Below are 23,823 nucleotides of genomic sequence, written 5' to 3'. Positions count from 1 at the left end.
TGCGGGGACGCGTCGTACCGGCTGCCGTATGGCGCCGGAGCGATGCGGGGGGTGCTAACCGACCAGTGGCGACATGCGGGGCGTGGTGGGCGCGGCAAGGATTGAACTTGCGACCCCACCCGTGTGAAGGGTGTGCTCTACCACTGAGCTACGCGCCCACACCCCGCGGCAGCGGCGGATAGAGGGTGAGCATGGCTCTGTCCACCCTCCATCAGCCCCGCAATCGAGTTATTGAACGGCTTCCTTGAGCACCTTGCCCGGCCGGAACTTCGGCTGCGCGCTGGACTCGATCTGCAAGGGCTCGCCGGTCCGCGGGTTGCGCCCGACAGAGGCCTTCCTCCGCGTGACGGAGAAGTTGCCGAAGCCAACCAGCCGGACCTCGTCACCTCGCTTGAGGGCGAGCGTGATCGTCTCCAGCATCGTCTCCACCGCACGGGCCGCATCGTTGCGATTCAACCCGGCCCGGTCCGCGACCTGGGTGATCAGATCCTGCTTGTTCATTCCCCTATGTCCCGCAATGCTTGAACTGGCCCGAAGAGTCGGGCGGAATTGCACCCCCATAACGCCGATGGGGGTGCTGACGCTATCCTTAGTGAGGCAGGCTCTGTCCGGCTGTCGCCGTGCCGTGCGGATGAGGCGGCGGCTCCGCGGCATGCTCATCCGCATCGGTCCACTCGATCGGCTGCAACTTCTCGGCAAGGGCGGCGACGAGCACCTCGTCGACATGCTCGACCGGGATGATCCGGAGCCCGCTTGTCACGTTCGCCGGAAGCTCCGCGAGATCCTTCTCGTTTTCCTTCGGGATCAGGACGGTGGTGATGCCGCCACGAAGTGCCGCGAGCAGCTTCTCCTTGAGGCCGCCGATCGGCAGCACGCGTCCGCGCAAGGTGACCTCGCCGGTCATCGCGACGTCCCGCCGCACCGGCACGCCGGTCAGAGTCGAGATCATAGCCGTGACCATGCCGATGCCCGCTGACGGACCATCCTTGGGTACCGCACCTTCCGGCAAGTGGACGTGGATATCCTTGCGGGCGAAGATCGAAGGCTTGACCCCGAACGCGGGCGCTCGGGCCTTAACGAAGCTCATCGCGGCCTGGACGGACTCCTGCATGACCTCGCCAAGCTTGCCCGTGGTCCGGATCTGGCCCTTGCCGGGTACGGTCACCGCTTCGATCGTCAGCAGTTCACCGCCGACCTCGGTCCAGGCGAGGCCGGTCACTGCGCCGACCTGATCCTCCTCCTCCCCGACCCCGTAACGGTAGCGCCGCACGCCCAGGAAATCCTGGAGGTTCTCTTCGGTAACGGTGACGCTTTCGTACTTGCCTTCCAGGATCTGCCGCAGCGCCTTGCGGGCGACCTTGGCGAGTTCCCGCTCGAGCGTGCGCACGCCGGCTTCGCGCGTGTAGTAGCGCAGGACGGCGCGCAGGCCATCGTCGTTGAAGGTCAGCTCCTCGACCTTCAGGCCATGCGCCTCCATCTGCTTGGGGATGAGGTGACGGCGCGCGATCTCGACCTTTTCGTCCTCGGTATATCCCTCGAGCCGGATGATCTCCATGCGGTCGAGCAGCGGCTGGGGCATGTCGAGCGAGTTGGCGGTCGTCACGAACATGACGTCGCTTAGGTCGTAGTCGAGCTCCAGATAATGATCCTGGAACTTGCTGTTCTGCTCCGGGTCCAGCACCTCGAGCAGGGCCGACGCGGGGTCGCCGCGGAAATCCTGGCCGAGCTTGTCGATCTCGTCGAGCAGGAAGAGCGGGTTGCTAGTCCCCGCCTTTTTGAGATTCGAAATGATCTTGCCGGGCAGCGAGCCGATGTAGGTCCGGCGGTGACCGCGGATCTCCGCCTCGTCGCGAACGCCGCCAAGGGACTGGCGAACGAACTCGCGCCCAGTTGCCTTCGCGATGGAGCGGCCGAGCGAGGTCTTGCCGACGCCCGGAGGTCCGACGAGACACAGGATCGGGCCCTTCAGGCGGTTGGTCCGAGCCTGCACCGCGAGATACTCCACGATGCGGTCCTTGACCTTTTCCAGCCCATAATGGTCCTCGTCGAGCACCTGCTGGGCCTCGGCGATGTCGCGCTTCAGGCGTGACTTCTTGCCCCAGGGAAGGCCGAGCAGCACGTCGAGGTAGTTGCGGGCAACGGTCGCCTCCGCGCTCATCGGCGCCATGCCCTTGAGCTTCTTGAGCTCTGCGTTCGCGCGAGCGCGCGCTTCCTTGCTGAGGCGCGTCTTGCGGATCTTCTGGGCGAGTTCCTGCAGCTCGTCGCCGCCCTCCCCGTCGTCATTGCCCAGTTCGCGCTGGATCGCCTTCAACTGTTCGTTGAGGTAATATTCGCGCTGGGTCTTCTCCATCTGCCGCTTCACGCGGCTGCGAATCTTCTTCTCGACCTGCAGCACGCCGAGCTCGCCTTCCATGAAGGCGAAGACCATCTCCAACCGGCGAGCCGGATTGAGTTCGCCGAGCAATGCCTGCTTGTCAGCAACCTTGACGGACAGGTTGGAGGCGACCGCGTCGGCAAGGACAGAGGCGTCCTCGATCTCGCCAAGCTGGATCGTAGTTTCCGCCGGCAAGCGCTTGTTGAGCTTGGCGTAATTCTCGAACTGGTCGATGACGGAGCGCATCAGGGCCTGCGCTTCCGTGCCATCGGCGGGCTCGTCCGCCACGTCCTCGACCTCCGCGGTCAGGTAGCCGTCGGCTTCGTTGAGGGCGACGAGGCGCGCCCGACGGACGCCCTCGACCAGCACGCGAACGGTTCCGTCCGGCAGCTTGAGCAGCTGCATCGCAGTCGCGACGACGCCCAGGTCATAGAGCGCATCCCGGTCTGGATCGTCCTCGGCCGGGTCGAGCTGGGCCACCAGGAAGATGTGCTTGTCGGCCGCCATCGCGGCCTCCAGCGCCGCGACCGACTTCTCGCGCCCAACGAACAGCGGCACGATGCGCTGCGGGAAGACCACGATGTCGCGAAGCGGCAGGATGGGGAAAGTCGACGTCAACGAAAACTCCTCTGGGCCAGGCGGCCCGCCTCTGCCTTCCATATGGTGCCAGTGAGCGGTCCAATCAATCGATTGGTCGTCGCGAGGGGAACAGACCCATTCCCGCTTCGCTTGTGTCCCTTGAAGTCAGGAGGCGCTCGATGGAACCACGTGAGAAGATCAGCACCGGCCCGAACGAAGCGGCGATCAACGAAACGATCGCCGGGACCGGACCGGGCATCCCGGATGAAGCGGCCACTCCGGGGCAGGAAGCCATTCCCCTGCCCAGCGACGAAGAGATCGAGCGGATCGCTCGCAAGCTGGGCGCTCCGATCCATGGTCGTGGCGAAACGGATCGAGACAGCTAAGGCGCGAGAACCAGCCCCAGCGCGGGCAGCAGATTGTGGAGGGCGTGCAGCAGGCTGACCAGCGTGAAAGCGGTCAGCAGGCTGCGCTCCCGCCACACCAGGAAGGCCGTCGAGAAGATCAGGAACGGCCACCAGATGATGAGGCCCCAGGCGGCGGCCTGGAGGGAATGCGCAATGCCCCAGCCGGCGGCGCTCACGAGCACGGCGCCGCCGGGGGGAAGAAACGTCCGTAGGACGAGCAGAACGGAGCCCATGATCAGCGTCTCCGTGACGGGCGCGAAGACCACCACGAGAAAGAAGATCCGCCAGCTTCCATTAGGGAATTCGGGCTGCGCCACGTCACTCAGTGTGGCGTTGACCAGCGCGGACAGCGCGATCGAGGGCAGGAAGGTCATCAGCCACGCGATTGTCAGGTAGGTGGCGGGTTGATCGGCACGGAACAGCCGTGCGGGGAACAAGGCGGCGAGCGGTCCCCAGCTTTTGGCCGGAGGAACAACCGCGTTCATAGCCGGGCGACCCGGGTCACGATGGGCATGAACACGTGCCGCACCTGCTCGTCCGGCCAGACGCGCGTGAGTTCAACGAGCACCTTGTTCCACGCAGCCGGATCAGCGTCGGTCCAGCGTCGGAAAGCCGACCAGCTTCGGACGTAATCCACCAGCTGCTCGCGCGACCAGGCGAGGTGCATGGCCGCTGGGGCGCAGCGGACTTCCTCGCCGGGGAACGGGATCGTGCGATAGCCGTCGACCAGCAGCCAGTTGTTGCTGGCCCAATAGGGCTCAAGTGGCTTCAGCAGGGTGCGGCCGACCACTTCGTCAACTTGCGGGTCAACGTAGAACCATCCGTAGCCGATGGCTGCAAGCACGCCACCCGGTTTCAGGACGCGGCGGGCCTCCGCGTAGAAGGCATCAAGGTCGAACCAGTGCAGGGCCTGCGCCACGAGGACGAGGTCGCAGCTTCCACTTGCGAGCGAGCAGCGCTCCGCGGGTTCGACAGCGAAGTGAACACGCGGGTGCGGCTGGGCGTGCGCGATCTGCTGTTCGCTGGCGTCGGTCGCATGAACGTGGTCGAAGTGACCCGCGAGTAGATGGGCAGACTGCCCGTTCCCCGTACCCGCATCCCACGCCCGGGTTCGACCGGGAGCAAGAGCGGCAATCTCCGGCATCAAGCTTGGCGGATAAGTCGGGCGGGCCTGAGCATAAAGCTCGGCGTGACCGGAGAAGAGGTCGAGGAACGGTCGATCGTTCACCGACCGCCCTCTCCTACCATCAGGAATTCAGACCCGTTCGGCAGCACGTCAGGCCGCGTCGCTACCTGCCTTTTCCTTCTTGGCGTAGACCCGGACCGGCTCCTTGCGACCGTCGACCACGTCCTTGTCGACATGCACCTCGTCGACGCCGTCCATGCTGGGCAGGTCGAACATGGTGTCGAGCAGGATCGCCTCGAGGATGGAGCGAAGCCCGCGCGCGCCGGTCTTGCGCTCGATCGCCTTGCGGGCGACCGCGTGCAGTGCCTCCTCCGCGAATTCGAGCTCCACGTCCTCCATGTCGAACAGCTTCTGGTACTGTTTGACCAGTGCGTTCTTCGGCTCGACCAGGATCTTGACCAGCGCGCCCTCGTCCAGGTCTTCCAGCGTCGCGATCACCGGCAGACGGCCGATGAACTCCGGAATGAGACCGAACTTCAGCAGATCCTCCGGCTCGCAGCTCTTGAGCACTTCGCCGGTGCGCCGCTCCTCGGGAGCAGCGACGTGGGCTCCGAAGCCGATCGACTTGCCCTGAAGGCGATCGCCGATGATCTTGTCGAGACCCGCGAACGCGCCGCCACAGATGAACAGGATATTGGTCGTGTCGACCTGCAGGAACTCCTGTTGCGGATGCTTGCGGCCACCCTGCGGCGGAACCGAGGCCGTGGTGCCTTCCATGAGCTTCAGCAGCGCCTGCTGCACGCCCTCGCCCGACACGTCCCGGGTGATCGACGGATTGTCCGATTTGCGCGAAATCTTGTCGATCTCGTCAATGTAGACGATGCCGCGCTGCGCCTTTTCGACGTTGTAGTCGGAGGCCTGCAGCAGCTTCAGGATGATGTTCTCGACATCCTCGCCGACGTAACCGGCTTCGGTAAGCGTCGTCGCATCCGCCATGGTGAACGGCACGTCGAGGATCCGCGCCAGTGTCTGGGCCAGCAGCGTCTTGCCGCAGCCCGTTGGGCCGATCAGCAGGATGTTCGACTTGGCAAGCTCGACCTCGCTGCCGGTCTTGGCGCCGTGGTTCAGCCGCTTGTAGTGGTTGTGCACCGCGACAGAGAGGACACGCTTCGCACGGTTCTGGCCGATGACATAATCGTCCAGCACCTTGCAGATCTCCGCCGGCGTCGGAACGCCATCGCGGGTCTTCACGAGGGCCGACTTGGACTCCTCGCGAATGATGTCGTTGCACAGCTCGACGCATTCGTCACAGATGAAAACGGTCGGGCCGGCAATCAGCTTCCTGACTTCGTGCTGCGACTTGCCGCAAAAGGAGCAGTACAGGGTGCTCTTGCTGTCGCCGCCGGAGAGCTTCGTCATAATCGTCCTTGTCAGTGAGGCGCGGACGCCTCCGTCGTGCCGGATGCTACCCGGCTTTGTGGCATTATCAAACTCTCGGAAGGCTTAACGTGTTTCCCGCCCCGAAAGATTCCTCGTCGATATGGAGGGAGCGACACGCCGCAACAAGGGCAAACCCTTGTATTCGCAGGAACCCTCGTGCCTTCCGCCGGTTGGCTGCGCGGAAGGAGACGTGAGATGGCGCAAAAAGCAGCTGGAGGCCAAGGCAGCGGAGTGACCTCGAAGGGCGGCACGGACGCCGGTTCGGGCGGACGCGGCGGCGGCGGCAAGGGCGGCAGCGGCTCGGGCAACAGCAAGAAGACCGGCAAGGGCGGCTGAACCCTGCCCCGCGCGGCTTAGAAGAGCGTCGTCAGCCAGAAGAACAGGGCTCCGACCACGCCAGACGCGGGGATGGTGATGATCCAGGCCATGACGACGCTCTGCGCCACCCCCCAGCGGACGGCGGATGCGCGGCGGGCGACGCCTGCACCGATCACCGCGCCTGTGATGGTGTGCGTGGTCGAGACCGGGATCCCGAACCAGCTTGCGCCGAACAGCAGCATGGACCCGCCGGTCGAGGCCGCGAAGCCCTGATGCTGGGAGAGCTTGGTGATCCTGGAGCCCATGGTTTCGATGATCTTCCAGCCGCCAGTCAGGGTCCCGAGCCCGATCGCGATGTAGCAGCTGATCGCCACCCAATGAGGAACCTCGAACTCACCGTGCAGATAACCGGTGGAGTAGAGCAGCACGGTGATGATCCCCATGGTCTTCTGGGCATCGTTGAGGCCGTGCCCCAGCGAATAGGCTGCGGAGGAGACGAGGTGCAGCCCGCGGAACGCGCCTTCTGCCCGTCGCTGCGAAGCGCCGTTCGCCGCCCAGCTGCTCAGCAGCATGACGCCAAGTGCGGCCGTCATCCCGAGCAGCGGAGCCAGCGGGATGAACAGGACAGTCTTGGTGACCCCCGTCCACTGGACTTCGCCGAGTCCGACCGCAGCTATTCCCGCGCCGAGGATCCCGCCGACCAGCGCATGGCTGGACGACGACGGGATGCCCTTCAGCCAGGTGACGACGTTCCAGAACATCGCCCCGATCAGGGCCGCGAAGACCAGCGCCGGAGTGACCGCATTGGCGTCGATCAGACCCTTGCCAATCGTCTCCGCCACCTTGTGGAGCTGCGGAAATGCCAGGGTGACGAAATAGGCCGCGAAGTTGAAGAAGGCGGCGAACCCGACCGCCTGCACCGGGCCCAGCAAACGCGTGGCCACCACCGTTGCGATGGAATTCGCGGCATCGTGAAGCCCATTGAGGAAGTCGAAGGCCAGCGCGATGATGATCAGGCCGACCAGCAGTGGAAAAGCGAGTTCGTGCATCAGCTGTGGTCGATGACGATGCCGTCGATTTCGTTGGCGACGTCCTCGAAGGCGTCAACGATGCGTTCCAGATGCTTGTAGATCTCGCGGCGGACCACGAACGGCATCGCATCCCCACTGCGGTAGCGCTCGAAGGCGGCCTTGACGCCGGCCCGGTGGATCTCGTCGGCGTGGCCCTCCATCCGGACCAGCCGTTCGGTCAGTTCATGGAGCCGCGCGCCGTTGGCTGCAACGTCCCGCAGGAGCGGGATCGCCTCCGCCATCAGGCGCGCCGAGTCGACGATGATGCCGACCATGTCTCGCATCTCCGGCTCGAACGCCTCGAACTCGAACAGGTCCACCGCGTTGGCGGCCGCCTGCATCTCGTCCACGGAATTGTCCATGGAAGCGATCAAAGAGGTGATCGCCCCGCGATCGAACGGGGTCAGGAAGGTCCGGCGAACGGTGTGAAGCATTTCACGGATGACGTTGTCCGCGTCATGCTCGCGTTCGTTGATCTCCCGGATGTGCTCGGCCCGCCCTGGCCCGTCATCGAACAGGCGTCCAAGGGCGTTCGCGGCCGCAACCACGCTTGTTGCGTGCGCTTCGAACAGCTCGAAGAAGCCCCCGGTCTGCGGGAGGAGTCGCTGAAACCAGGCAAACATGGGACCCACCTTTGATTTCTCGGCCATCGCGGCGAGAACGCCGTTCTGACGCGTGGCGCCGTTGAACTCGGCGGCATTGAAGGAGCGGATGAGAGCCGCGAGGTCGCTCTCCTCCACCGCATTCGCTGCATCCGCCAGGCTGAACCAGCGACGCTCCCGCTCGTTGGCTTCCTTCCAGCTTCCGAGTTCCTGGCTGACGGCGAGCGGGTAGACGTCGACGTCGAACATCAGGCTCGCCCCGGTCTTGCGGCGCTTGCGATAGCGGAAGGAACCGATGGGCGTAGGGCAAGCTGCGCCGCGGACACCGGCTTCCTCCTCAGCCTCCTTGGCTGCCGCGGCATGCGGAGGCAGGCTACCTTCCGGATTTCCCTTGGGGATGACCCAGCGTCGCGACTCGCGCGAGGTCACGAGCAGCACATCGACGGGTGCGTCGATGCCCTGTCCGCGCGCGCGGTACGGCAAGGCTGCGATCTGACGAATGATGATCCTCGTGAAACGGCCCGAGCGGGACTCGGACGTGGAATGTGACAGTTCCATGACAAGAACGGCGGAAAGCGCAAGGCCTTCCGCCGCCCCGTCTCAGCAAGGTGCCTTGGGTCAGGCGGGCGTGCCGTTCCCGATCCCTGTGGCGCCGCCCTCGCCGTCTCCGCCGACGTCTGGGCGCTTTTCGAACACTTCGTCGATCAGGCCGAATTCCTTGGCCTCGTCCGCTTCGAGGAACTTGTCGCGGTCCATCGCCGCTTCAATGTCCTCGATCGGCTTGCCCGTGTACTTGGCGTAGAGCGAGTTGAGGCGCGTCCGCATGCGCAGGATCTCTCGGGCCTGGATCTCGATGTCCGAAGCCATGCCCTGGGCGCCGCCTGAGGGCTGGTGGATCATGATGCGGCTGTTGGTAAGCGCCACGCGCATCCCCGGCTCACCGGCGGCCAGCAGGAAGCTGCCCATGGAGGCGGCCTGGCCGATGCAGACGGTGCCGACGCGCGGGCGGATGTACTGCATGGTGTCATGGATCGCGAGACCGGCGGTCACCACGCCGCCCGGCGAGTTGATGTACATGAAGATGTCCTTCTTCGGGTTCTCGGACTCGAGGAAGAGCAACTGGGCCGTGATTAGCGAGGACATGTGATCCTCGATCGGGCCCGTGATGAAGACGATCCGCTCCCGCAGCAGCCGCGAATAGATGTCGAAGCTGCGCTCGCCCCGGTTGGACTGTTCAATGACGATGGGAACGAGAGCGGAGGCGATGTCCTGGTGATCCATGGGAATGTGCGTGTCCTTGGGTTGATGTGCCGCCTACATCGGGCGGTTGGCGCAAAGGTTCAAGCGCCCAAAGAAAGAGGGCGGCCCAGCACGGGACCGCCCTCCACTCAAGCGCCTTGCAGCGCTTACATCTTCACGGTTGCTCGGGCGTAGAGATACCGGCCAGGCACATCGTAGGTGCCCGGATCGTAGTTGTTCAGGCCGCAGCTAATGCAGCCCGGCGGGTCCTTGTCGAACAGGTTGTTTACGCCGACCGCGAAGCCGAACCGGTCCTCATCGATCCCGGACCAGCGCAACTGCAGGTCGGTGTAGAGCCGGCTGTTGAGCTTGTTCCCGTTCTGCGATTCCGTCACGCTCTTGATGTAGCGACCGGTGAGCGACACGCCGAAGTGCTCGCCGTCCCAGTCCAGGATGCCGATCGCCTTGTGCTTGGGGAAAGCCTGGTCCGGGCTACCCTGTTCCGTCCCTTCCCGGTCGATCGTGGCCGTTCCATCCGCCGTCGGTACGATCACGTCGTAGTTGAACAGGAAGGTGTTGTTCAGCGTGAAGCCGAGTGTGCCCCAATTGGCCTTGGGCGTGCGATAGGTGACGTTGAGATCGAGACCATCGGTCTTGATGCTGTTGACGTTACCCAGAACGCCCGAGATCTGGGCGATCTGGCCTGTCGCCGTGCGGGTGACAGCCGCGCAGGCCACCGGGTCCAAGGATGCGACGCAGCGCGCCAGGATTTCGCCGGCAGCCGCGAAGATCGCATCCTTGATCTTGATGCGGTAATAATTGCCCTCAACCGAGAAGCGCGGGATGAAGGACGGACTATACACCGCCCCTACGTTCCAGCCCTTGGAGGTTTCCGGCTTCAGGTCTTCGTTGCCGCTGGTCAGAACCGAGAGCTGTGGGTTGTTCTGCTGGTAGCCGGCGGGCACGCCCAACGTGGCGCAGTTCGCGGCGATCTGACCGGTCGGGTTCTGGTCCGCCGAGCACGGGTCGTTCAGTTCCTGGTCGAAGCGGGAAGGCGTTCCGAACAGTTCGCCGATGGTAGGAGCCCGGAAACCCTCGGAATAGGATGCCCGGAGCCGGAGGTCCGCCACGGGCTTCCAGTTCACGCCGCCCTTGAAGGTCGTAGTGGATCCGGAGCGGCTATAGTCCGAATAGCGGACCGCACCATTCAGCTCCAGCAGCTCGAAGAAGGGACGGTCTGCGACGATCGGCGCGTTCAGCTCCGCATACAGCTCGTCAACATTGTAGCCGCCCTTGGTGGGAAGTGCCGGGATGTCCGACCCGAGGCCGGCCGCGACTGTTGGATCGGGATCGAAGCGACCGCTGTAATCGCGATGCTCGTAACCGATCGCAACGCCCAGGTCGCCGCCTGGGAGAGAGAGCAGACTACCCGAGAGGTTGGCGCTGACGCCCCAGAGCTTCTGCCGGCTGCTGTCCCGCTGCGTGAAGCTCACATAATCGAGCATCGCCTGGGTGATGGATCCTGCGCCGCCGAAGATGTTGAACGGCACGCAGGCGCCGGTGCAGTTCGCAACCGGTCCCAGAGCCTGGGCAAGGTTGGCGGCATTGATGTTGCCGAATACCGTCTGGTTCGCCTTGTTGCGGCCGTACAAGCCATTCACGTCCCAGTACCAGTTACGGCCGAGAAGGCCGAACTTCCCGTCGAGAGTGGCCGTTCCGTACAGCGTCTTCACGGTCTGGTTGTAGCGACGCGGCCCGCCTTCGACGACGCGGCGGCCGATGAAGGCATAATTGGCCGTGTTACCGTTGGGCGTGCCGTCGAGGTTGAACCCTGATTCCAGAGTGACCCCGAACGGATTGAACGGATTGGTGACGTCGATCGAGATGCGGTCGAGAAGGTTGCCGTTGCCCCCGTCCGGGCCGACGAACAGCGGCAGGGGCGCCGCCTGGTTCTTGGAATCGCGCCGGTTCCAGACGATCTTGCCGGACAGGTTGATGTCGTTTCCAAATTCCTGCCGAACGTTCGCGAACGCTCCGTAACGCTTCAGCGGCGTCAGGATGAAGTTGAACGGCGCGAAGTTGAACCGGTCGGAGCCATCCGCGGCGAAAGGCCGGAAATTAGCGATGGTCGGGATCGTGCCGGGCGGGAGTGCCTGAATGAGGGTCAGGTCCTCTCGAGGATCGACAGACGGGAAAACGATGAAGCGGCCCAACGGAGTTCCCGAGCTGCAGCCACCTTCGGTGCAGCTCGTCGAATAGGGGTTCGGGAACAACGAGATCGCCCGGTCGCCCGAGCTGATCGGGTTCTGCTTTACGAAGTTCGCGCCGACCACGAGCTGCGTGGGGCCCTCGCCGTTGCCCCAGCTGAGCTGGTAGTTCTGGCTCTGGCCGTCCCCGTCGTCGTACGTCCCAAGCTGGGCCCGGGCTTCGAGACCCTTCTGGCGCTGCTTGGTGATGATGTTGACCACGCCGGCGATCGCGTCGGAGCCATAGATAGCCGATGCGCCATCCTGCAGCACCTCGATCCGCTCAATCATCGCCTCGGGGATGGCGTTGAGGTCGACCGAGCCCGGCACACCCGAGGCGGAGGTCGCGTTGACGAACCGCAAGCCGTCGACCAGCACCAGCGTGCGCTTGGAGCCGAGATAGCGAAGGTCGATCTCAGCCGCGCCCGCACCGACTCCGCCGCCGTCGGGCGGATTGCCGAAGTTACCCGAATTGTTGAACTTGCCATTCAGACCGCCACCCGAACTGGGCAGCCGCTGCAGCACGTCGTTGACGGAGTTGAGACCGGTCTTGGCGATGTCCGTGTCGTCGACGAAGACGATCGGCGAATCCTGGTTCAGCGGATCGCGCCGAATGCGCGAACCCGTGATGACGATTTCCTGCCCCGCCTGGGTCTCCCCAGCCGGAGAGGCTTGCGCGTCCGCGACATCCGCGGGCGGTTCGGTGCTTTGTGCTGCGGCCGGAAAGGCAAGACCGGCGGCCAACGCCAACGAAGCGCCGCCGATGCGCAAGGATACGCGCGAGATCGACATGATATTCCCCCTATCACGTGCACCGCCTAATGGTGCGGAAGGGAGGCTGACAAACTGTGAGGCGTTAACCTACCCGTTAATGGCCGATTGCCGAGCTTTGTTGCACCGTGTTGCAGTTCTGCGACACCGATGGTGCTGGAAAACTCAGGTATGCCAGGCGTCGGACCTCCCGCCTGCCGCGGGTCACGGTGTCGAGGATCAGGCCGGCGAAGAAGCAGAGGGTCGCCACGATGATCATGCCCGTCACCAGAATTGCGGTCGGGAAGCGCGGCACGAGGCCAGTGTCGAGGTAGGTAATTACCAGAGGAACGGAGAGGATCAGCGCGGCAAGCACGAGTGCAGCACCGATCGTTCCGAAGAACAGGACGGGTCGCTCAATGCGATAAAGCGTCGCGATCGTCTTCAGGATGCGCCAGCCGTCGCGGTAGGTAGAGAGCTTGGAAGCCGAACCCTCTGGCCGGGCCGCGTAGTTCGTGACCAGTTCACCCACTGGCAGGCGCAGTTCGAGCGCATGGACGCTGATCTCCGTCTCGATCTCGAAGCCGGACGACAGCACTGGGAAGCTCTTCACGAACCTTCGCGAGAACACGCGGTAACCGCTGAAGATATCGGTGAAACTTCGCCCGAACAGACCAGAAAGAAGCCCGGTGAAGAGCTTGTTTCCGAGCACGTGGCCGCCGCGGTAGGCTTCATCCTGCTCGTGCTGCCGCGTGCCCACGACCATATCGAGCTGCTCGGCCAGGAGCATGTCGACCATCGCGGGCGCCGCGTGCGGATCGTAAGTCAGGTCCCCGTCGGCCATGACGTAAACGTCGGCGTCGATGTCCGCGAACATGCGGCGGACCACGTGTCCCTTGCCCTGCTGCCGCTCGCTCCGGACCACGGCCCCGGCTGCACGCGCCACCTCAACAGTGCGGTCGTTACTGTTGTTGTCGTAGACGTACACGGTCGCAGCCGGCAGTGCCGCACGGAAGCCGGCGACCGTCTGCGCGATCGCCGCCTCCTCATTGTAACAAGGCAGCAGCACGGCAATCCGCGGCTGCGTGGCTAAAGTCATCTCACCCCCGAATAAGCCGAGCGTGCCGGAGCCCTGCCCTGCCCGCTGGTAAGGGCAAGACGGGGCGTCCGGCAAGCGCAGAACCGGCGGGTCCCCTTACGCGGAGGCCTTCTTGGTCTTCTTCGGCTTGGCGGGAGCATGGTCCTTGACCGGCTCCGCGGGCTGGGGCGCGTCGGACTCGGCCTCGACCGCGCCCTTTGCCGGCTTGGCAGCCTTCGGCTTCTTGGCCGGCTTTACCGCTTCCGCGGCTGCATCGGCCTCCGCCGGAGCTGCGTCGGCAACAGAAGCGTCCCCCGTGTCCTCAGCAGCGACCTTCTTACCCTTGCCACCCTTCTTCGCTTTCGGCGCAGGGGCGGCGTGGTGTGCATGATCGTGGCCACAGCCGGGCCCATGGACGTGCCCCTCCTCGGCCTCGAGGTCCGCCTCGATCTCGGCGCGAGTGGAAGGGCGATCCGTGATCTCCGCCTTGGAGAAGAGGAAGTCGACGACCTTGTCCTCATAGAGCGGCGCGCGCAGCTGGGCCGCTGCCATCGGCTCCTGCTGGATGTACTGAACGAAGCGCTCGCGGTCCTTGGGCTGGTATTGTTGGGCCGCCTGAGCGATCAGCCGGTTCATTTCCGGCTGGGTCACGTCCACGCCGTTCGCCTGGCCGATCTCCGAGAGGAGCAGCCCAAGACGCACGCGCCGCTCCGCGATCTTGCGATACTCAGCCTCTTCCGTCTTGATCTCGTCCAGCGCGGCCTGCGGGTCGGCCTCGTGGCTCGCCTCATGCTGCAGCTGCTGCATGATGTTCTGGAACTCGGCCTCAACCATCGACGGCGGCACTTCGAACTGGTGCGTTTCGGCGAGCTGGTCGAGGAGGCGGCGCTTCATGTGGGTGCGCGTCAGGCCGTTCAGCTCCTGCGACTGCTGATCCTTGAGCAGTCCACGCAGCTGATCGAGGCTCTGCAGGCCCAGGTTCTTGGCGAAGTCGTCGTCGATCTTCGCCTCACCCGCGAGCTTCACGGCTTTCACCGTGATGTCGAAGGTCGCCGCCGCGCCCTTGAGGTTCTCGGACGGATAATCTTCGGGGAAGGTCACCTCGATGGTGCGTTCTTCACCGGCCTTCACTCCGACCAGCTGGTCCTCGAAGCCCGGGATCAGCGTGCCCGATCCGAGCACCACCGCCATGTCCGTGCCCGTGCCACCCTCGAAGGCGACGCCCTCGACCTTGCCGACGAAGTCGATCACGAGCTGGTCGCCGTTGGCGGCCGCATGGCCTTCCGGGGCGTCATCGTAGCTGCGCTGCGACGAGGCTAGCTGCTCCAGCTGCTGGTCGATCGCGCTCTCGTCCACCTCAAGCGTCAGGCGCTCGAGCTTCAGGCCTTCGATCTGCGGCTCCGGCACGTCAGGCAGGGTCTCGAGGCTGACGCTGACTTCGGCGTCCTTGCCATGTTCATAGCCTTCGTCGAGCGCGATCTGCGGCTGCATCGCGGGACGCAGCTTGTTGTCGGTCAGCAGCTTCTGCACACCCTCCTGGACCGCGGTTTCCAGCGCCTGACCCTGGAGGCTCTCGCCATGCATCTTGCGGATGAGGTTGGCGGGAACCTTGCCGGGACGGAAACCGGGCATCCGGATCTGGGGAGCGAGACGCTTCACCTCCTGATCAATCCGCGCGTCGATATCGGCGGCGGGGATGGTGAGCTTGTATGCCCGCTTCAGGCCCTGGTTCTCGGTCTCGACGCTCTGCATGATGAAATAGAATCCTGTGACTGAAATCTTGTGTGATGCCCGACGAGCTGGCGGACTGGTGCGCGCGGAGGGACTCGAACCCCCACATCTTTCGACAACAGAACCTAAATCTGCCGCGTCTACCAATTCCGCCACGCGCGCGGACGATCTGAAGGCGCGCCCTATAGCAAGGTGAGACGAAGGGGCAAGCCGCGTCGAGCCGAGCAACCGAGCATCGGGTCAGCCGTTACCTGGCCATGCAGCAGCTTCCACCATTTCCCGACGACGCACCGGGCTTCGAGCCGGGGAACCCAGCGCCCGGCCAGGAGCCCGCCCAGCCGAGCCAGCCCGGACAGCCGAGCGAGACACCTGTCGAAGCGCCCGGCCAGCCGACCGAGGCTCCGGCCGAAGAGCCCGGCACGGCTCCCTCGATCGACGTTCCGTCGCCAGCGGTGCCTGGCGGCGATCCGTCACCCACGCCCATCTCGCCAATCGGCTGATGGCGACCAGGCCGCCCGAGCCCGACATTCCGCCGTTGGACCCGGCGGAACCGCTGGAGCCCGTCCCGGACGACCCGATGGTCCGTGCGAAACTTCGTCGACGCTGGCGGAAACGCTATGCGGCCAACGACAATCAATAGCGGCTGGACCAGCGCATCAGCCGGTCGATGCCAACTTCTGCCAAGGCGCCGATTCCCGCCCCGACCACCACGTCACTGGGGTAGTGGGAGCACCGGATCACCTGCGCGGCACCACTGGCGGCCGCACTGGCGAGCGCGAGCGGCGCTTGGCGGGGGTATTCACGGGAGAAAGCCCGGGCGACCGCAACCGCTCCCGCCGTATGTCCGGATGGGAAGCTGTTGAAGTCGCGCTCGTAGCGTTCGCCGGACCCCATGTGATAATGGCCGTTCCGAACGGCTGCATCGGGGCGGGTGCGGTCGACGAGATGTTTGACGACGCCCCGCAACGCCGTGGCGAGAAGGTGCGACGCGAGCATCCGCGTGCCGGCGCGAATGGTCTTCGCATCACGCAGGACGAGCCCCACAGCGATCACCGCTCCCGTTGCCGCGTAGAGCGGCTCCTGATCTGTGAAATCGCTGAGCTCTCCCAGCAGCTCCACGGCCAGATGATCCGCGTAAGGCACGGTGGCCTCAGCCACGGCGACATCGGCGTCTTCGATCGCCGTTGCGTCGTCCACGCCGGAGATATGCTTGTCGCTGCTCATGCGGGATCAAGCGGGCAGGCCGCGCTTGGGTTCCCGAACCGTGAAGATCACCGGCGCCGGTGAGCCGAGGCAACCATGGCCTCGAAATCCGGAAGCGCCGCATCATAGTAATGAGAGCGGGCCGCATCGTAGAGCATCAGGTATAGCCGGCCGTCGATCACCGCACCGACCGCCCTGCCCTTGCGCCAGAGCTCGTCGCTGTCGAGATGCTCGAAGTCGAACTGGAAACCATTGGCACCAAGGAACGGCCGTGGAGCGAGCGACAACGTGCGGAAATCTACCGTGCCACCGCGAACCCGGAACCAGGTCTCGATCAGAGAGGCGACTTCCGGTGCGGTCATCTCCCGCCGGAACTTCGGCACCTGGCGGTCGGCTCGCCGGGATTCCCGCACCAGCCGCTCGTTGTCCGGCAGAGCCGTGACGAAGCTGATCCCGTCGAGATATGGACCGTTGAGTGTCCAGTCCTCGACCCAGCGCACATCGGAGAAGAGAATGCTTCGCTGGGTCCGGTTCCAGTCGCGCGGCGGAATGACACTGACGGCTCCGTTGCCGACGTTGATCGTCTTTCCGTGACGCGCGAGGACGTAAGGGCTGTTCCAACCTCCCCCGCCGCCAACCGACGTACAGGCGGACGCGAACAGGCACATCGCTCCGGCGAGCGGCAGGAGCAGGCGTCTCTTGATCATCGCGGCCATCCTCAGGCGGTCAGCATCTGACGCACGAACGGTGCGTCCGGAGCGGTTGGAGCAAGCCGAAGATATTGCTGGAGCGCTGCCTTGCCTTCCGCGCTTCGACCCTGCTTCATCAGGAAGATGCCATGCCAGCGCCATGCATCCGCGGGCGCGTCGGGGAAGGCCACGGCTGCCGCATAGGACAGAGCGGCGCGCTGCTGCATGCTCTCCTGGTTACGAAGCCGAAGCATCTCGCCCTCCGCGAAGCGAAGCAGTCCGTTCCAGCCGTCCTTGGCCAGCGTCTCCACAATATATTGCGTCGCCCCAGGGTCGTTGAGCTTGACCTGATCGTCCAGCAGCATCTGCCGGATGGGGCCGATCGCCCGCAGATAGCGCTCCCGCCCGCGGTCGTAGCTTCTGCCGGGGACCGTCAGTTCAGCGGCGGAGAGCCTCAGATCGGTCATGCGCTCCCGCGGCGCCGGATGGGTCGAGAAGATCGAGTAGCCACGATCCGGCCGCTTGCGCCGCACCTTGGCCGAGAGCTCGATCTCGCCGATCAGCTGGTCCCAGGTCTCGGACATGGACCGCGGATCGTAGCCGGCCTCCGCGATCAGCTTGACACCCAGTGCGTCGGACTCTGCTTCGAGCTGCCGATTGTAGCGCAGGATCGTGAGGATGGTCCCCAGCTGCGCAAGCTGCGTGAGATCACCAGTATAAACGCCCGCCGCCCCGCCGGCCACGCCGCCGAGCATGGCACCGATCGACAGGATATCCGTCTTCCGGCGGATGTCGCGATACTGGCGGATCTGATGCCGCAGAAGGAAGTGCGCGCTTTCATGCGCGATCACGCCCGCGAGCTGCGCCTCGTCGCGCATCCGCAGAAGGAGGCCGGTGAAGACAACGGTGAAGCCCGTCGGGAACATGACCGCATTGAATTCCGGAATGCGCGCCAGGTAGATGCGCATGTCCTTCGCTGCCGGTCCGCCCACCTTGGCGATGAGCCCCTGAAGATAGCGGTTGAGCGCCTCGTCCTTGAGGAGAAGATTCGATCCGGAGACCTCCTCCTCCACCCGCTCCATCTGCTGCCACAGGCCGAGCTCGTCGCGGTCCGTTGGGCGATATCCCGGGCCGATCAGCGGATTGAGGCTTGAAGGCGGGATTCGGCCTTGCCCCATACCGGTAGCCAGCGTCGCGGTGGCTGCGCCTGCGCCAGTCAGCAGAGACCGCCGTGAGACGATACCGCTCATTGCGCGCGCGCCTTCTGCGCTTGTACCCGCCGGATCTCGCGCCCGGGTTTCATGCGACCGAGCAGGCGCTCCACCATCTGGGCCGCGCCTTCGGGGCTGCGGATATCGCCCATCTTGATGCCCGCGATCTGGGTGCCCGCTTGCAGCACGTTGAACCACACGACCTCGCCGGTGCGCAGGTCGACCAGGCTGGCATAGGCCAACTGCCCGCCTCCGCCGACGTTCGGCGCGCAGAAGCCGACGAAACAACCGGCAATGCCGAGCACCTGCAGGGCGACCCGGCCGCCCGAGGCGAAGCTGTCCTCGGCGTAGAGGAACATGGCGTAGTCGTAGCCGGTGCGTTGGCCGAAGCGGACCGCTTCTTGCCCGAGAGTCCATTCGAGATCCCGGCGGCGCTTGGTCGGAAGATCATAGCCGAGGTACTTGTGCAGTGCGATTGACTGGCTCACCGCCGCGTTCAGGCGCTCGATCTCGGCGACCTGCTCCGCCGGCACCCCCGGAAGGCCATCGCGCTTCTCCAGCACCAGCGTCTTGCCGCCACGGGCAGCCTGCTGGTCCCGCAACGCCTTCACCAGATTGGATCGCGCCTGCTCCGTCCAGTCAGCGCGCGGCTCGACTACCCCGCCGGTTGTTACCGAGCCGACGCTGACGTCAGGTCGGAGCACCAGCAGCTTATAGTCGCCCTGCGGAGGAGTGAACTGCAGGTCCGCCACCTGCCGCGTCTGAACACAGGCCGAAAGGCCGAGCGACGCAACAACGGCGCCGGCAAGCAGGACTGGGCGACGCATGCACTCTCTCCCCTATGTCGCCGCCGAGACGAAGCGTGCCTGCTTCACGACAGCAACATGTCAGGGGCTATCCGGGAAAAGCTTTCCGCCAGATGAACAAACCGCGCAAGCGCTTGACCGCGAAGCCTTTTAACGGGAGCAGAACACTCCGGCAGCGCCCTCCAGGCAGCGCCCGTCAACTGAGCCGGGCGCGACCTTGAGGCCGATCATCGCTGCCAGCGTGGGCATGATGTCCGCCGTGTCGACGGCTTCAGAGCGCTCCGCTGGTCCGGCACCCTTCCGCCAGAACAGGATCGGCACCCGTCGATCATAGTCCCACGGCGATCCGTGCGTTGCCGTGTAACCGGTCGACGGCCGCGCAATCGGGCTGATGTATTCCTTCAGCACCACCAGGAAGTCACCCGACCTTGCCGGATCGAAGGAGGCCCGAGCCCGCTGGATCAAGGTCCATTGCTTCGGCGCTCCGCTTGGCAATGGTGTCCGGCGCAGCTCGTCGGCGGTGAACACGGCCTCTACCTGCGGGTGGGCGCGATAGCGTTGAACGGCCGCTTCGAGGACGCGCCGCTTGTCGGCATCCGGCAGGCTTCGGTCCAGCCAGACGTCACCGCTGATCCCCTCGCCTAGCAGGACCGGGGTCGTACGACCGACTTGCGGAGCGAGGATCTTGCCGACCTCCGCAGCCGCCAGGCCAGGATCCGCGCGCTGCGCCTGGGCAATCCCCTGCTCCCTCAGGCGCTCGGGAATGTCCATACCGCCGTGGTCGGCGGTCACGACCACGGCATAGTCCACTCCGGTGCCGTCCAGGCGCGCCAGGAAGTCGCCCAGCTCGCGGTCCAGGGCGAGCAGTTGGAGGCACATCTCCATCCCGCCGCTGCCGTAGGAGTGGCCGACGTAATCGGTCGAGGACAAGCCGATCGACAGAACGTCGGTTGTCTGACCGCGTCCCAGACCCAACTCCTGCTGGAGCCCCGCGGCCAGGGCGAGCGTGGCTCCGTCCAGTTCCGGTGAAGCCCGGAAGGTCCGCGTGTCACCGGCGGCACGCTCCAGGCGATTGGCGCCGACCGTCAGCGTAGGGCTGACCGGATAGGCTCGTCCCTTGGCCTGACAGAGTGCGTTCGGCTCGAGCGGCCCCCGGGGTTGCGCCAGTTGCACCTCGACCGCCGCCTTCAGCAGCGTGACGGATTGCGGCACGGGCGCAGTCTTGAGATCGGTCGAGAAGGTCTTGCCATCCCAGTACCAGCGCTGGTCCACCGCGCGGCCACCCATCATCACCGCTGCCCGGTCCTTGCCCGCAACCGCCACGTTCCGGCTGCCGGGGCTGACCGCCTTCAATCGATCGCCCAGGGTACCCGTGCGCAGATGCTCCGGGCTCACCGTGTAATTGGCGAAGGTGGATCCAGGCACGCGCTCGTCTTCGGAGCAGTAGACATTCTTGTCGGTGCGAGCAGCGCCCTGGTCGATCCAGGCGTTGGCAACGATCCCGGTGGCGGACGGATGATGGCCTGTCAGGATCGTTGAATGGCCGGGGCAGGTCTCCGTGGCCGCATGGCTCTGATAGCCGTTCGGATATGCCGTGCCGCTGGCGAGGCGCTTGAGGCCCGCCGTGAAGAACGGACGATAAGCATCGAACAGGTCCGCGGAGAACTGGTCGATGCTGATCGCGACGACCAGCTTGGGCGGGGGCGCCGGTTGCGCCTGAGCGGTGGCCGAGGGAAACGCGAGGGCCGCAGCGGCGGCGAGCAAAGATGAACGCATGGCAGCCGCATAGCAGCCGCCATGTTACGCCGCCAAGACTAGCGCTCTTCGACCTGCAGGGCGTTACCACCGCCGCAGATCGAAGAGTCCTGCTCCCTCACTTCTTGATCTTAGCCAGGCTGACGAGAGTTGGGCTGTCGACCTCCTTCCCCGTCCGCTCGTCGACGATCACATCCCGATGGTACCCCAGAACTCCAGGGATCGGCGCTACTCGCGAGATGATCACGCCATAATAGTTGTTCATCTTGGGGCTCGCATGCAGCTCGGCCTTCACGACGGGCCATGAAGACAGGCTCGCCGGTGCGCCGTAGCTGGGAGTTCCGCCGCCGAGGGTTTTCAGCGGCGGCTTGCCGGCAGCAACGCGCTCCGCGTTCTTCCGGTCGAGCTCGAGACGGGCGACGTCCTTGTCCTCCTGCCAGCGTGGCAGGTCCGCGAGCGATGTGCCGAGGTCGGTCACCACGCCTGGCTTCACCTCGAACTTGACCGTGCCCATGCAGTAGCAATTGCCCGCGCCGCCGTTCGGACCAACCATGATCGGTCCGTACCAGACCCACCAGCCGGGCTTTACGGCGCTGAGGTAGCTGATCGTGCTGCCCTTGGAATAGGCGAACAGTGGCCCGAACGATTCGACCTGCCGCAACTCGATAGGATCGATGGCGAAGGTTTCGATCCTGGGTTCCTCGGGTTGCTCCGGCGGCGGGGTCCTTGCCTCCTGCGCGGCCTTGACGAGCGACCGCCACGTTGCAAGCTCCGCGCGATATCGCTTTTGCGCCTTTTCGAAGGCCTTGAGGCGGTCGGCTTCGTAGCGCTGACGGTCCTCGTCGTCCGGCACCCGGATGAAGGTGCCGAACTGGCGTTCGCTGCCGCTCACCAAGACATAACCCATTGCGGGATCAAGCTTGACCTTGCCCGACGTGACGCCCTTCTCCTCAAGCGGAGTGGCCGCGGCCGAGACCGGAATAGCCAGGAGGCAGGCGGCCAACGCCAATGTTCGAAGGGCGCTCACAGCCCGAGCGCCTTCGTGGTGGGCGCCGCGCCGGACGCGACCAGCGCCTGCATCGCCAGTGCCTTCAGGCGCACCGCCTCTCCCTTCCGTCCTAGCCCTTCTTCGAAGTTGAACGCCGTCCAGAGCTCGCGTGGCAGGCCGTAACGCTGATAGCCCTTGAAACCCATGCAGTTGCGAAGGTTTGTCCGGCGCTGCTCCCGCCGGGCCGCCGAGCCGAAGATGGCGTCCGCGACCGCGCTGCCAATTGCACCGCCAATACCCCCCGCCAGCGCGCCATAGTTGGTCATCGCCGCAGCCATCGTGGCGCTGTCCGCGCCCATGTAGATGCTGCTTCCGCTCGCCAGCGCATCGCACTCGCGGATGTCGAGGTAAGCATCCTCGAAGCTCGTATCCGCACGATGGAAGTAGAAATACTTCGCATAGCCGCTTTCTGCTTCACCCGACGGCGTGAAGTCGAGCTTCGGCATGGATACGCTTGCTCGATCGGGGATTTCGTACCCCGAAGTCGCTCCATCCTGCGCAGCCGCCGGCGAAGGCGCCAGAACGGCGCATGCGGCAAGTGGTGCCGCGACCCATCGTCTTTGCACTAAGTCCCCCCTGAACAACCGAATGCGATTCGGCGGACCGAGAGTTCCTGAACGAAGGTTAGTTTACAAGTCCTCAGCCGAGCTTTGCTTTGAGCCGCTCGTTCACCACCTGTGGATTTGCCTTGCCCTGCATGGCCTTCATGGTCTGACCAACGAAAAAGCCGAACAGCTGCTGCTTACCGGCCTTGTATTGCTCCACCTTGTCGATGTTGGCAGCGAGGATGCGGTCGATTTCGGTGTCGATCGCTCCGATGTCGCTGGTCTGCTTCAGGCCGCGCGCTTCGACGATCCCGGCTGCCGAACCCCCTTCGGAAAGCATGACCTCGAACACTTGCTTCGCGATGGTGCCGGAGATCGTGCCATCTGCCACCAGGCCGAGCAGTTCCGCAGCCTGGCTGGGAGAAACGGGCGCATTGTCAATCGTTTCGCCGCGCCGGTTGAGAGCTCCGAACAGCTCCGCCACCACCCAGTTGGCCGCCTGCTTGGGCTCCGCGCCCGCCTCGAGCAGCTGGTCGAACCAGCGCGCCGTCTCCACTTCGGCCGTCAGCACCGACGCATTGTAAGGCGTGATGCCGAGGCGCTCGAAGCGCTGGCGCTTCGCATCCGGCAGCTCGGGTAGCGAGGAGCGGCATTCGTCGAGGAACGCCTCGTCCAGTTCCAGCGGGAGCAGGTCCGGGTCGGGGAAGTAGCGATAATCGTGCGCATCCTCCTTGGATCGCAGCGTCCGTGTCTCGCCCTTGTCGGGATCCCACAGACGGGTTTCCTGGACGATCTGACCGCCCTCTTCCAGCACCTCGATCTGCCGGCGGGCCTCATGCTCGATGACCGCCTGCACGAACCGCACGGAATTGACGTTCTTGGTCTCCGTCCGAGTGCCGAACTGCTCGCCCGGCCGCCGCACCGACACGTTGACGTCCGCGCGCATGGAGCCTTCCTCCATGTTGCCATCGCAGGAGCCGACATAGCGCAGGATCGACCTGAGCTTACGCAGGTAAGCGCCTGCTTCCGCGGGAGAACGCATGTCCGGCTTGGACACGATTTCCATCAGCGCCACGCCGCAGCGATTGAGGTCGACGTAGCTCATCGTCGGGTGCTGGTCGTGCATCAGCTTGCCCGCATCCTGCTCCACGTGAATGCGCTCGATGCCGATCGCCTTTGCGGAATCCTCGTCCTTCTCGTCGAGCAGGACGTGGATCGTCCCCTCGCCCACCAGCGGGTGGTAGAGCTGGCTGATCTGATATCCCTGCGGCAGGTCCGCATAGAAGTAGTTCTTCCGGTCGAAGCGCGACCATCGGTTGATCTGAGCTTCGAGGGCCATCCCCGTGCGCACCGCCTGGCGGATGCACTCCCGGTTCGGCACCGGCAGCATGCCGGGCATGGCTGCATCGACCAGGCTCACCTGCGTGTTCGGCTCCGCGCCGAACTTGGTCGACGCGCCAGAGAACAGCTTGGCGTCCGAGACCACCTGCGCATGGACCTCGAGGCCGATCACGACCTCCCATTCGCCCGTCTCGCCCTTGATCCGGTAGGGTGCGTTTGCGTCAGCCATCTTACAATCCGCTCAGGCTGAGCTCGTCGAAGCCCC

At 64.9% G+C, this 23,823-nt stretch carries 22 protein-coding genes and 2 tRNA genes; 3 read left to right on the top strand and 21 right to left on the bottom strand.

What is annotated here, in order from left to right:
* Positions 1 to 83 precede the first annotated feature (83 nt).
* From JT720_RS12595 to lon, 3 genes are all read right to left on the bottom strand, one after another.
* Positions 84 to 158: transfer RNA gene (locus tag JT720_RS12595), tRNA-Val, on the bottom strand.
* 70 nt (positions 159 to 228) lie between these two features.
* Positions 229 to 501 (bottom strand): HU family DNA-binding protein, encoded by a 273-nt coding sequence (locus JT720_RS12590; RefSeq protein WP_205481649.1) that lies wholly within the window; start codon positions 499 to 501, stop codon positions 229 to 231.
* An 88-nt stretch (positions 502 to 589) separates the two neighbouring features.
* Positions 590 to 2,992 carry an endopeptidase La gene (gene lon, locus JT720_RS12585; protein WP_205481648.1) on the bottom strand — a complete coding sequence of 801 codons (2,403 nt, stop codon included), beginning with the start codon at positions 2,990 to 2,992 and terminating at the stop codon, positions 590 to 592.
* Positions 2,993 to 3,132: 140 nt separating this feature from the next.
* Between lon and JT720_RS12580 the strand changes: the two genes are divergently transcribed.
* Positions 3,133 to 3,339 carry a hypothetical protein gene (locus JT720_RS12580; RefSeq protein WP_205481647.1) on the top strand — a complete coding sequence of 69 codons (207 nt, stop codon included), beginning with the start codon at positions 3,133 to 3,135 and terminating at the stop codon, positions 3,337 to 3,339.
* Here the strand turns inward: JT720_RS12580 and JT720_RS12575 are convergent.
* From JT720_RS12575 to clpX, 3 genes are read right to left on the bottom strand one after another with little or no spacing between them, the layout of a single operon-like run.
* On the bottom strand, positions 3,336 to 3,845 hold the full coding sequence (locus tag JT720_RS12575; protein ID WP_205481646.1) for a hypothetical protein: 510 nt from the start codon (positions 3,843 to 3,845) through the stop codon (positions 3,336 to 3,338). The genes JT720_RS12580 and JT720_RS12575 overlap by 4 nt on opposite strands.
* A complete protein-coding gene (locus JT720_RS12570) occupies positions 3,842 to 4,588 on the bottom strand; it encodes a methyltransferase domain-containing protein (RefSeq protein WP_205481645.1) in 747 nt (248 codons plus the stop codon). The genes JT720_RS12575 and JT720_RS12570 overlap by 4 nt, the downstream gene beginning before the upstream one ends.
* Before the next feature lie 48 nt (positions 4,589 to 4,636).
* A complete protein-coding gene (clpX, locus tag JT720_RS12565) occupies positions 4,637 to 5,905 on the bottom strand; it encodes an ATP-dependent Clp protease ATP-binding subunit ClpX (RefSeq protein WP_205481644.1) in 1,269 nt (422 codons plus the stop codon).
* Between the two features lie 216 nt (positions 5,906 to 6,121).
* Here clpX and JT720_RS12560 point away from each other — a divergent pair, with 216 nt between their 5' ends.
* On the top strand, positions 6,122 to 6,262 hold the full coding sequence (locus JT720_RS12560; protein WP_205481643.1) for a hypothetical protein: 141 nt from the start codon (positions 6,122 to 6,124) through the stop codon (positions 6,260 to 6,262).
* 17 nt (positions 6,263 to 6,279) lie between these two features.
* Here JT720_RS12560 and JT720_RS12555 read toward each other — a convergent pair whose 3' ends face one another.
* The 7 genes from JT720_RS12555 to JT720_RS12525 all read right to left on the bottom strand — a co-directional run bounded on the left by JT720_RS12555 (position 6,280) and on the right by JT720_RS12525 (position 15,122).
* On the bottom strand, positions 6,280 to 7,293 hold the full coding sequence (locus JT720_RS12555) for an inorganic phosphate transporter (protein WP_205481642.1): 1,014 nt from the start codon (positions 7,291 to 7,293) through the stop codon (positions 6,280 to 6,282).
* Positions 7,293 to 8,474 carry a DUF47 family protein gene (locus JT720_RS12550; RefSeq protein WP_205481641.1) on the bottom strand — a complete coding sequence of 394 codons (1,182 nt, stop codon included), beginning with the start codon at positions 8,472 to 8,474 and terminating at the stop codon, positions 7,293 to 7,295. Before JT720_RS12550 ends, JT720_RS12555 begins: the two co-directional genes overlap by 1 nt.
* Positions 8,475 to 8,534: 60 nt before the next feature.
* Positions 8,535 to 9,203, bottom strand: a complete 669-nt coding sequence (locus JT720_RS12545; protein WP_205481671.1) for an ATP-dependent Clp protease proteolytic subunit — start codon at positions 9,201 to 9,203, stop codon at positions 8,535 to 8,537.
* A 119-nt stretch (positions 9,204 to 9,322) separates the two neighbouring features.
* On the bottom strand, positions 9,323 to 12,193 hold the full coding sequence (locus tag JT720_RS12540) for a TonB-dependent receptor (RefSeq protein WP_205481640.1): 2,871 nt from the start codon (positions 12,191 to 12,193) through the stop codon (positions 9,323 to 9,325).
* 76 nt (positions 12,194 to 12,269) lie between these two features.
* Positions 12,270 to 13,250 carry a glycosyltransferase family 2 protein gene (locus JT720_RS12535; RefSeq protein ID WP_205481639.1) on the bottom strand — a complete coding sequence of 327 codons (981 nt, stop codon included), beginning with the start codon at positions 13,248 to 13,250 and terminating at the stop codon, positions 12,270 to 12,272.
* A 96-nt stretch (positions 13,251 to 13,346) separates the two neighbouring features.
* Positions 13,347 to 14,981: a trigger factor gene (gene tig / locus JT720_RS12530; protein ID WP_205481638.1), complete on the bottom strand. Its 1,635-nt coding sequence runs from the start codon at positions 14,979 to 14,981 to the stop codon at positions 13,347 to 13,349.
* A gap of 56 nt (positions 14,982 to 15,037) precedes the next feature.
* A tRNA-Leu gene (locus JT720_RS12525) sits at positions 15,038 to 15,122 on the bottom strand.
* A 95-nt stretch (positions 15,123 to 15,217) separates the two neighbouring features.
* Here JT720_RS12525 and JT720_RS12520 point away from each other — a divergent pair.
* Positions 15,218 to 15,460 (top strand): hypothetical protein, encoded by a 243-nt coding sequence (locus JT720_RS12520; protein ID WP_205481637.1) that lies wholly within the window; start codon positions 15,218 to 15,220, stop codon positions 15,458 to 15,460.
* Positions 15,461 to 15,593: 133 nt separating this feature from the next.
* Here JT720_RS12520 and JT720_RS12515 read toward each other — a convergent pair whose 3' ends face one another.
* From JT720_RS12515 to gatB, 8 genes are all read right to left on the bottom strand, one after another.
* Complete coding sequence (locus tag JT720_RS12515; protein WP_205481636.1) at positions 15,594 to 16,184, bottom strand: phosphatase PAP2 family protein; 591 nt, start codon at positions 16,182 to 16,184, stop codon at positions 15,594 to 15,596.
* A gap of 47 nt (positions 16,185 to 16,231) precedes the next feature.
* Entirely contained in the window at positions 16,232 to 16,870 is a 639-nt protein-coding gene (locus tag JT720_RS12510; RefSeq protein ID WP_205481635.1) for a hypothetical protein, read from the bottom strand.
* Between the two features lie 11 nt (positions 16,871 to 16,881).
* Positions 16,882 to 18,102 (bottom strand): M48 family metallopeptidase, encoded by a 1,221-nt coding sequence (locus JT720_RS12505; protein WP_205481634.1) that lies wholly within the window; start codon positions 18,100 to 18,102, stop codon positions 16,882 to 16,884.
* A complete protein-coding gene (locus JT720_RS12500; protein ID WP_205481633.1) occupies positions 18,099 to 18,890 on the bottom strand; it encodes a hypothetical protein in 792 nt (263 codons plus the stop codon). The genes JT720_RS12505 and JT720_RS12500 overlap by 4 nt, the downstream gene beginning before the upstream one ends.
* A gap of 129 nt (positions 18,891 to 19,019) precedes the next feature.
* A complete protein-coding gene (locus JT720_RS12495) occupies positions 19,020 to 20,645 on the bottom strand; it encodes an alkaline phosphatase family protein (protein WP_205481632.1) in 1,626 nt (541 codons plus the stop codon).
* Between the two features lie 97 nt (positions 20,646 to 20,742).
* Complete coding sequence (locus tag JT720_RS12490; protein WP_205481631.1) at positions 20,743 to 21,651, bottom strand: hypothetical protein; 909 nt, start codon at positions 21,649 to 21,651, stop codon at positions 20,743 to 20,745.
* Positions 21,648 to 22,118 (bottom strand): hypothetical protein, encoded by a 471-nt coding sequence (locus JT720_RS12485; protein ID WP_237219962.1) that lies wholly within the window; start codon positions 22,116 to 22,118, stop codon positions 21,648 to 21,650. Before JT720_RS12485 ends, JT720_RS12490 begins: the two co-directional genes overlap by 4 nt.
* 193 nt (positions 22,119 to 22,311) lie before the next feature.
* The gene (gene gatB / locus JT720_RS12480; RefSeq protein ID WP_205481629.1) at positions 22,312 to 23,787 is read right to left on the bottom strand and encodes an Asp-tRNA(Asn)/Glu-tRNA(Gln) amidotransferase subunit GatB; all 1,476 of its coding nucleotides are present in this window, start codon (positions 23,785 to 23,787) and stop codon (positions 22,312 to 22,314) included.
* Between the last annotated feature and the right edge of the window lie 36 nt (positions 23,788 to 23,823).

Origin of the sequence: Sphingomonas arenae (assembly GCF_016924655.1) — a bacterium.
In the GTDB taxonomy this organism is placed as follows: Bacteria; Pseudomonadota; Alphaproteobacteria; order Sphingomonadales; family Sphingomonadaceae; genus Sphingomicrobium; species Sphingomicrobium arenae.
The sequence above is the reverse complement of the archived record's forward strand: the minus strand, read 5'-3'. Positions and strand labels throughout refer to the sequence as shown.

What these genes read in the sequence shown, in the direction of transcription:
- JT720_RS12590 (WP_205481649.1), bottom strand. Translation starts at nt 501, where the DNA reads ATGAACAAGCAGGATCTGATCACCCAGGTCGCGGACCGGGCCGGGTTG.
- JT720_RS12580 (WP_205481647.1), top strand. Translation starts at nt 3,133, where the DNA reads ATGGAACCACGTGAGAAGATCAGCACCGGCCCGAACGAAGCGGCGATC.
- JT720_RS12575 (WP_205481646.1), bottom strand. Translation starts at nt 3,845, where the DNA reads ATGAACGCGGTTGTTCCTCCGGCCAAAAGCTGGGGACCGCTCGCCGCC.
- clpX (WP_205481644.1), bottom strand. Translation starts at nt 5,905, where the DNA reads ATGACGAAGCTCTCCGGCGGCGACAGCAAGAGCACCCTGTACTGCTCC.
- JT720_RS12560 (WP_205481643.1), top strand. Translation starts at nt 6,122, where the DNA reads ATGGCGCAAAAAGCAGCTGGAGGCCAAGGCAGCGGAGTGACCTCGAAG.
- JT720_RS12555 (WP_205481642.1), bottom strand. Translation starts at nt 7,293, where the DNA reads ATGCACGAACTCGCTTTTCCACTGCTGGTCGGCCTGATCATCATCGCG.
- JT720_RS12550 (WP_205481641.1), bottom strand. Translation starts at nt 8,474, where the DNA reads ATGGAACTGTCACATTCCACGTCCGAGTCCCGCTCGGGCCGTTTCACG.
- JT720_RS12540 (WP_205481640.1), bottom strand. Translation starts at nt 12,193, where the DNA reads ATGTCGATCTCGCGCGTATCCTTGCGCATCGGCGGCGCTTCGTTGGCG.
- JT720_RS12535 (WP_205481639.1), bottom strand. Translation starts at nt 13,250, where the DNA reads ATGACTTTAGCCACGCAGCCGCGGATTGCCGTGCTGCTGCCTTGTTAC.
- tig (WP_205481638.1), bottom strand. Translation starts at nt 14,981, where the DNA reads ATGCAGAGCGTCGAGACCGAGAACCAGGGCCTGAAGCGGGCATACAAG.
- JT720_RS12520 (WP_205481637.1), top strand. Translation starts at nt 15,218, where the DNA reads ATGCAGCAGCTTCCACCATTTCCCGACGACGCACCGGGCTTCGAGCCG.
- JT720_RS12515 (WP_205481636.1), bottom strand. Translation starts at nt 16,184, where the DNA reads ATGAGCAGCGACAAGCATATCTCCGGCGTGGACGACGCAACGGCGATC.
- JT720_RS12510 (WP_205481635.1), bottom strand. Translation starts at nt 16,870, where the DNA reads ATGATCAAGAGACGCCTGCTCCTGCCGCTCGCCGGAGCGATGTGCCTG.
- JT720_RS12505 (WP_205481634.1), bottom strand. Translation starts at nt 18,102, where the DNA reads ATGAGCGGTATCGTCTCACGGCGGTCTCTGCTGACTGGCGCAGGCGCA.
- JT720_RS12500 (WP_205481633.1), bottom strand. Translation starts at nt 18,890, where the DNA reads ATGCGTCGCCCAGTCCTGCTTGCCGGCGCCGTTGTTGCGTCGCTCGGC.
- JT720_RS12495 (WP_205481632.1), bottom strand. Translation starts at nt 20,645, where the DNA reads ATGCGTTCATCTTTGCTCGCCGCCGCTGCGGCCCTCGCGTTTCCCTCG.
- JT720_RS12485 (WP_237219962.1), bottom strand. Translation starts at nt 22,118, where the DNA reads ATGCCGAAGCTCGACTTCACGCCGTCGGGTGAAGCAGAAAGCGGCTAT.
- gatB (WP_205481629.1), bottom strand. Translation starts at nt 23,787, where the DNA reads ATGGCTGACGCAAACGCACCCTACCGGATCAAGGGCGAGACGGGCGAA.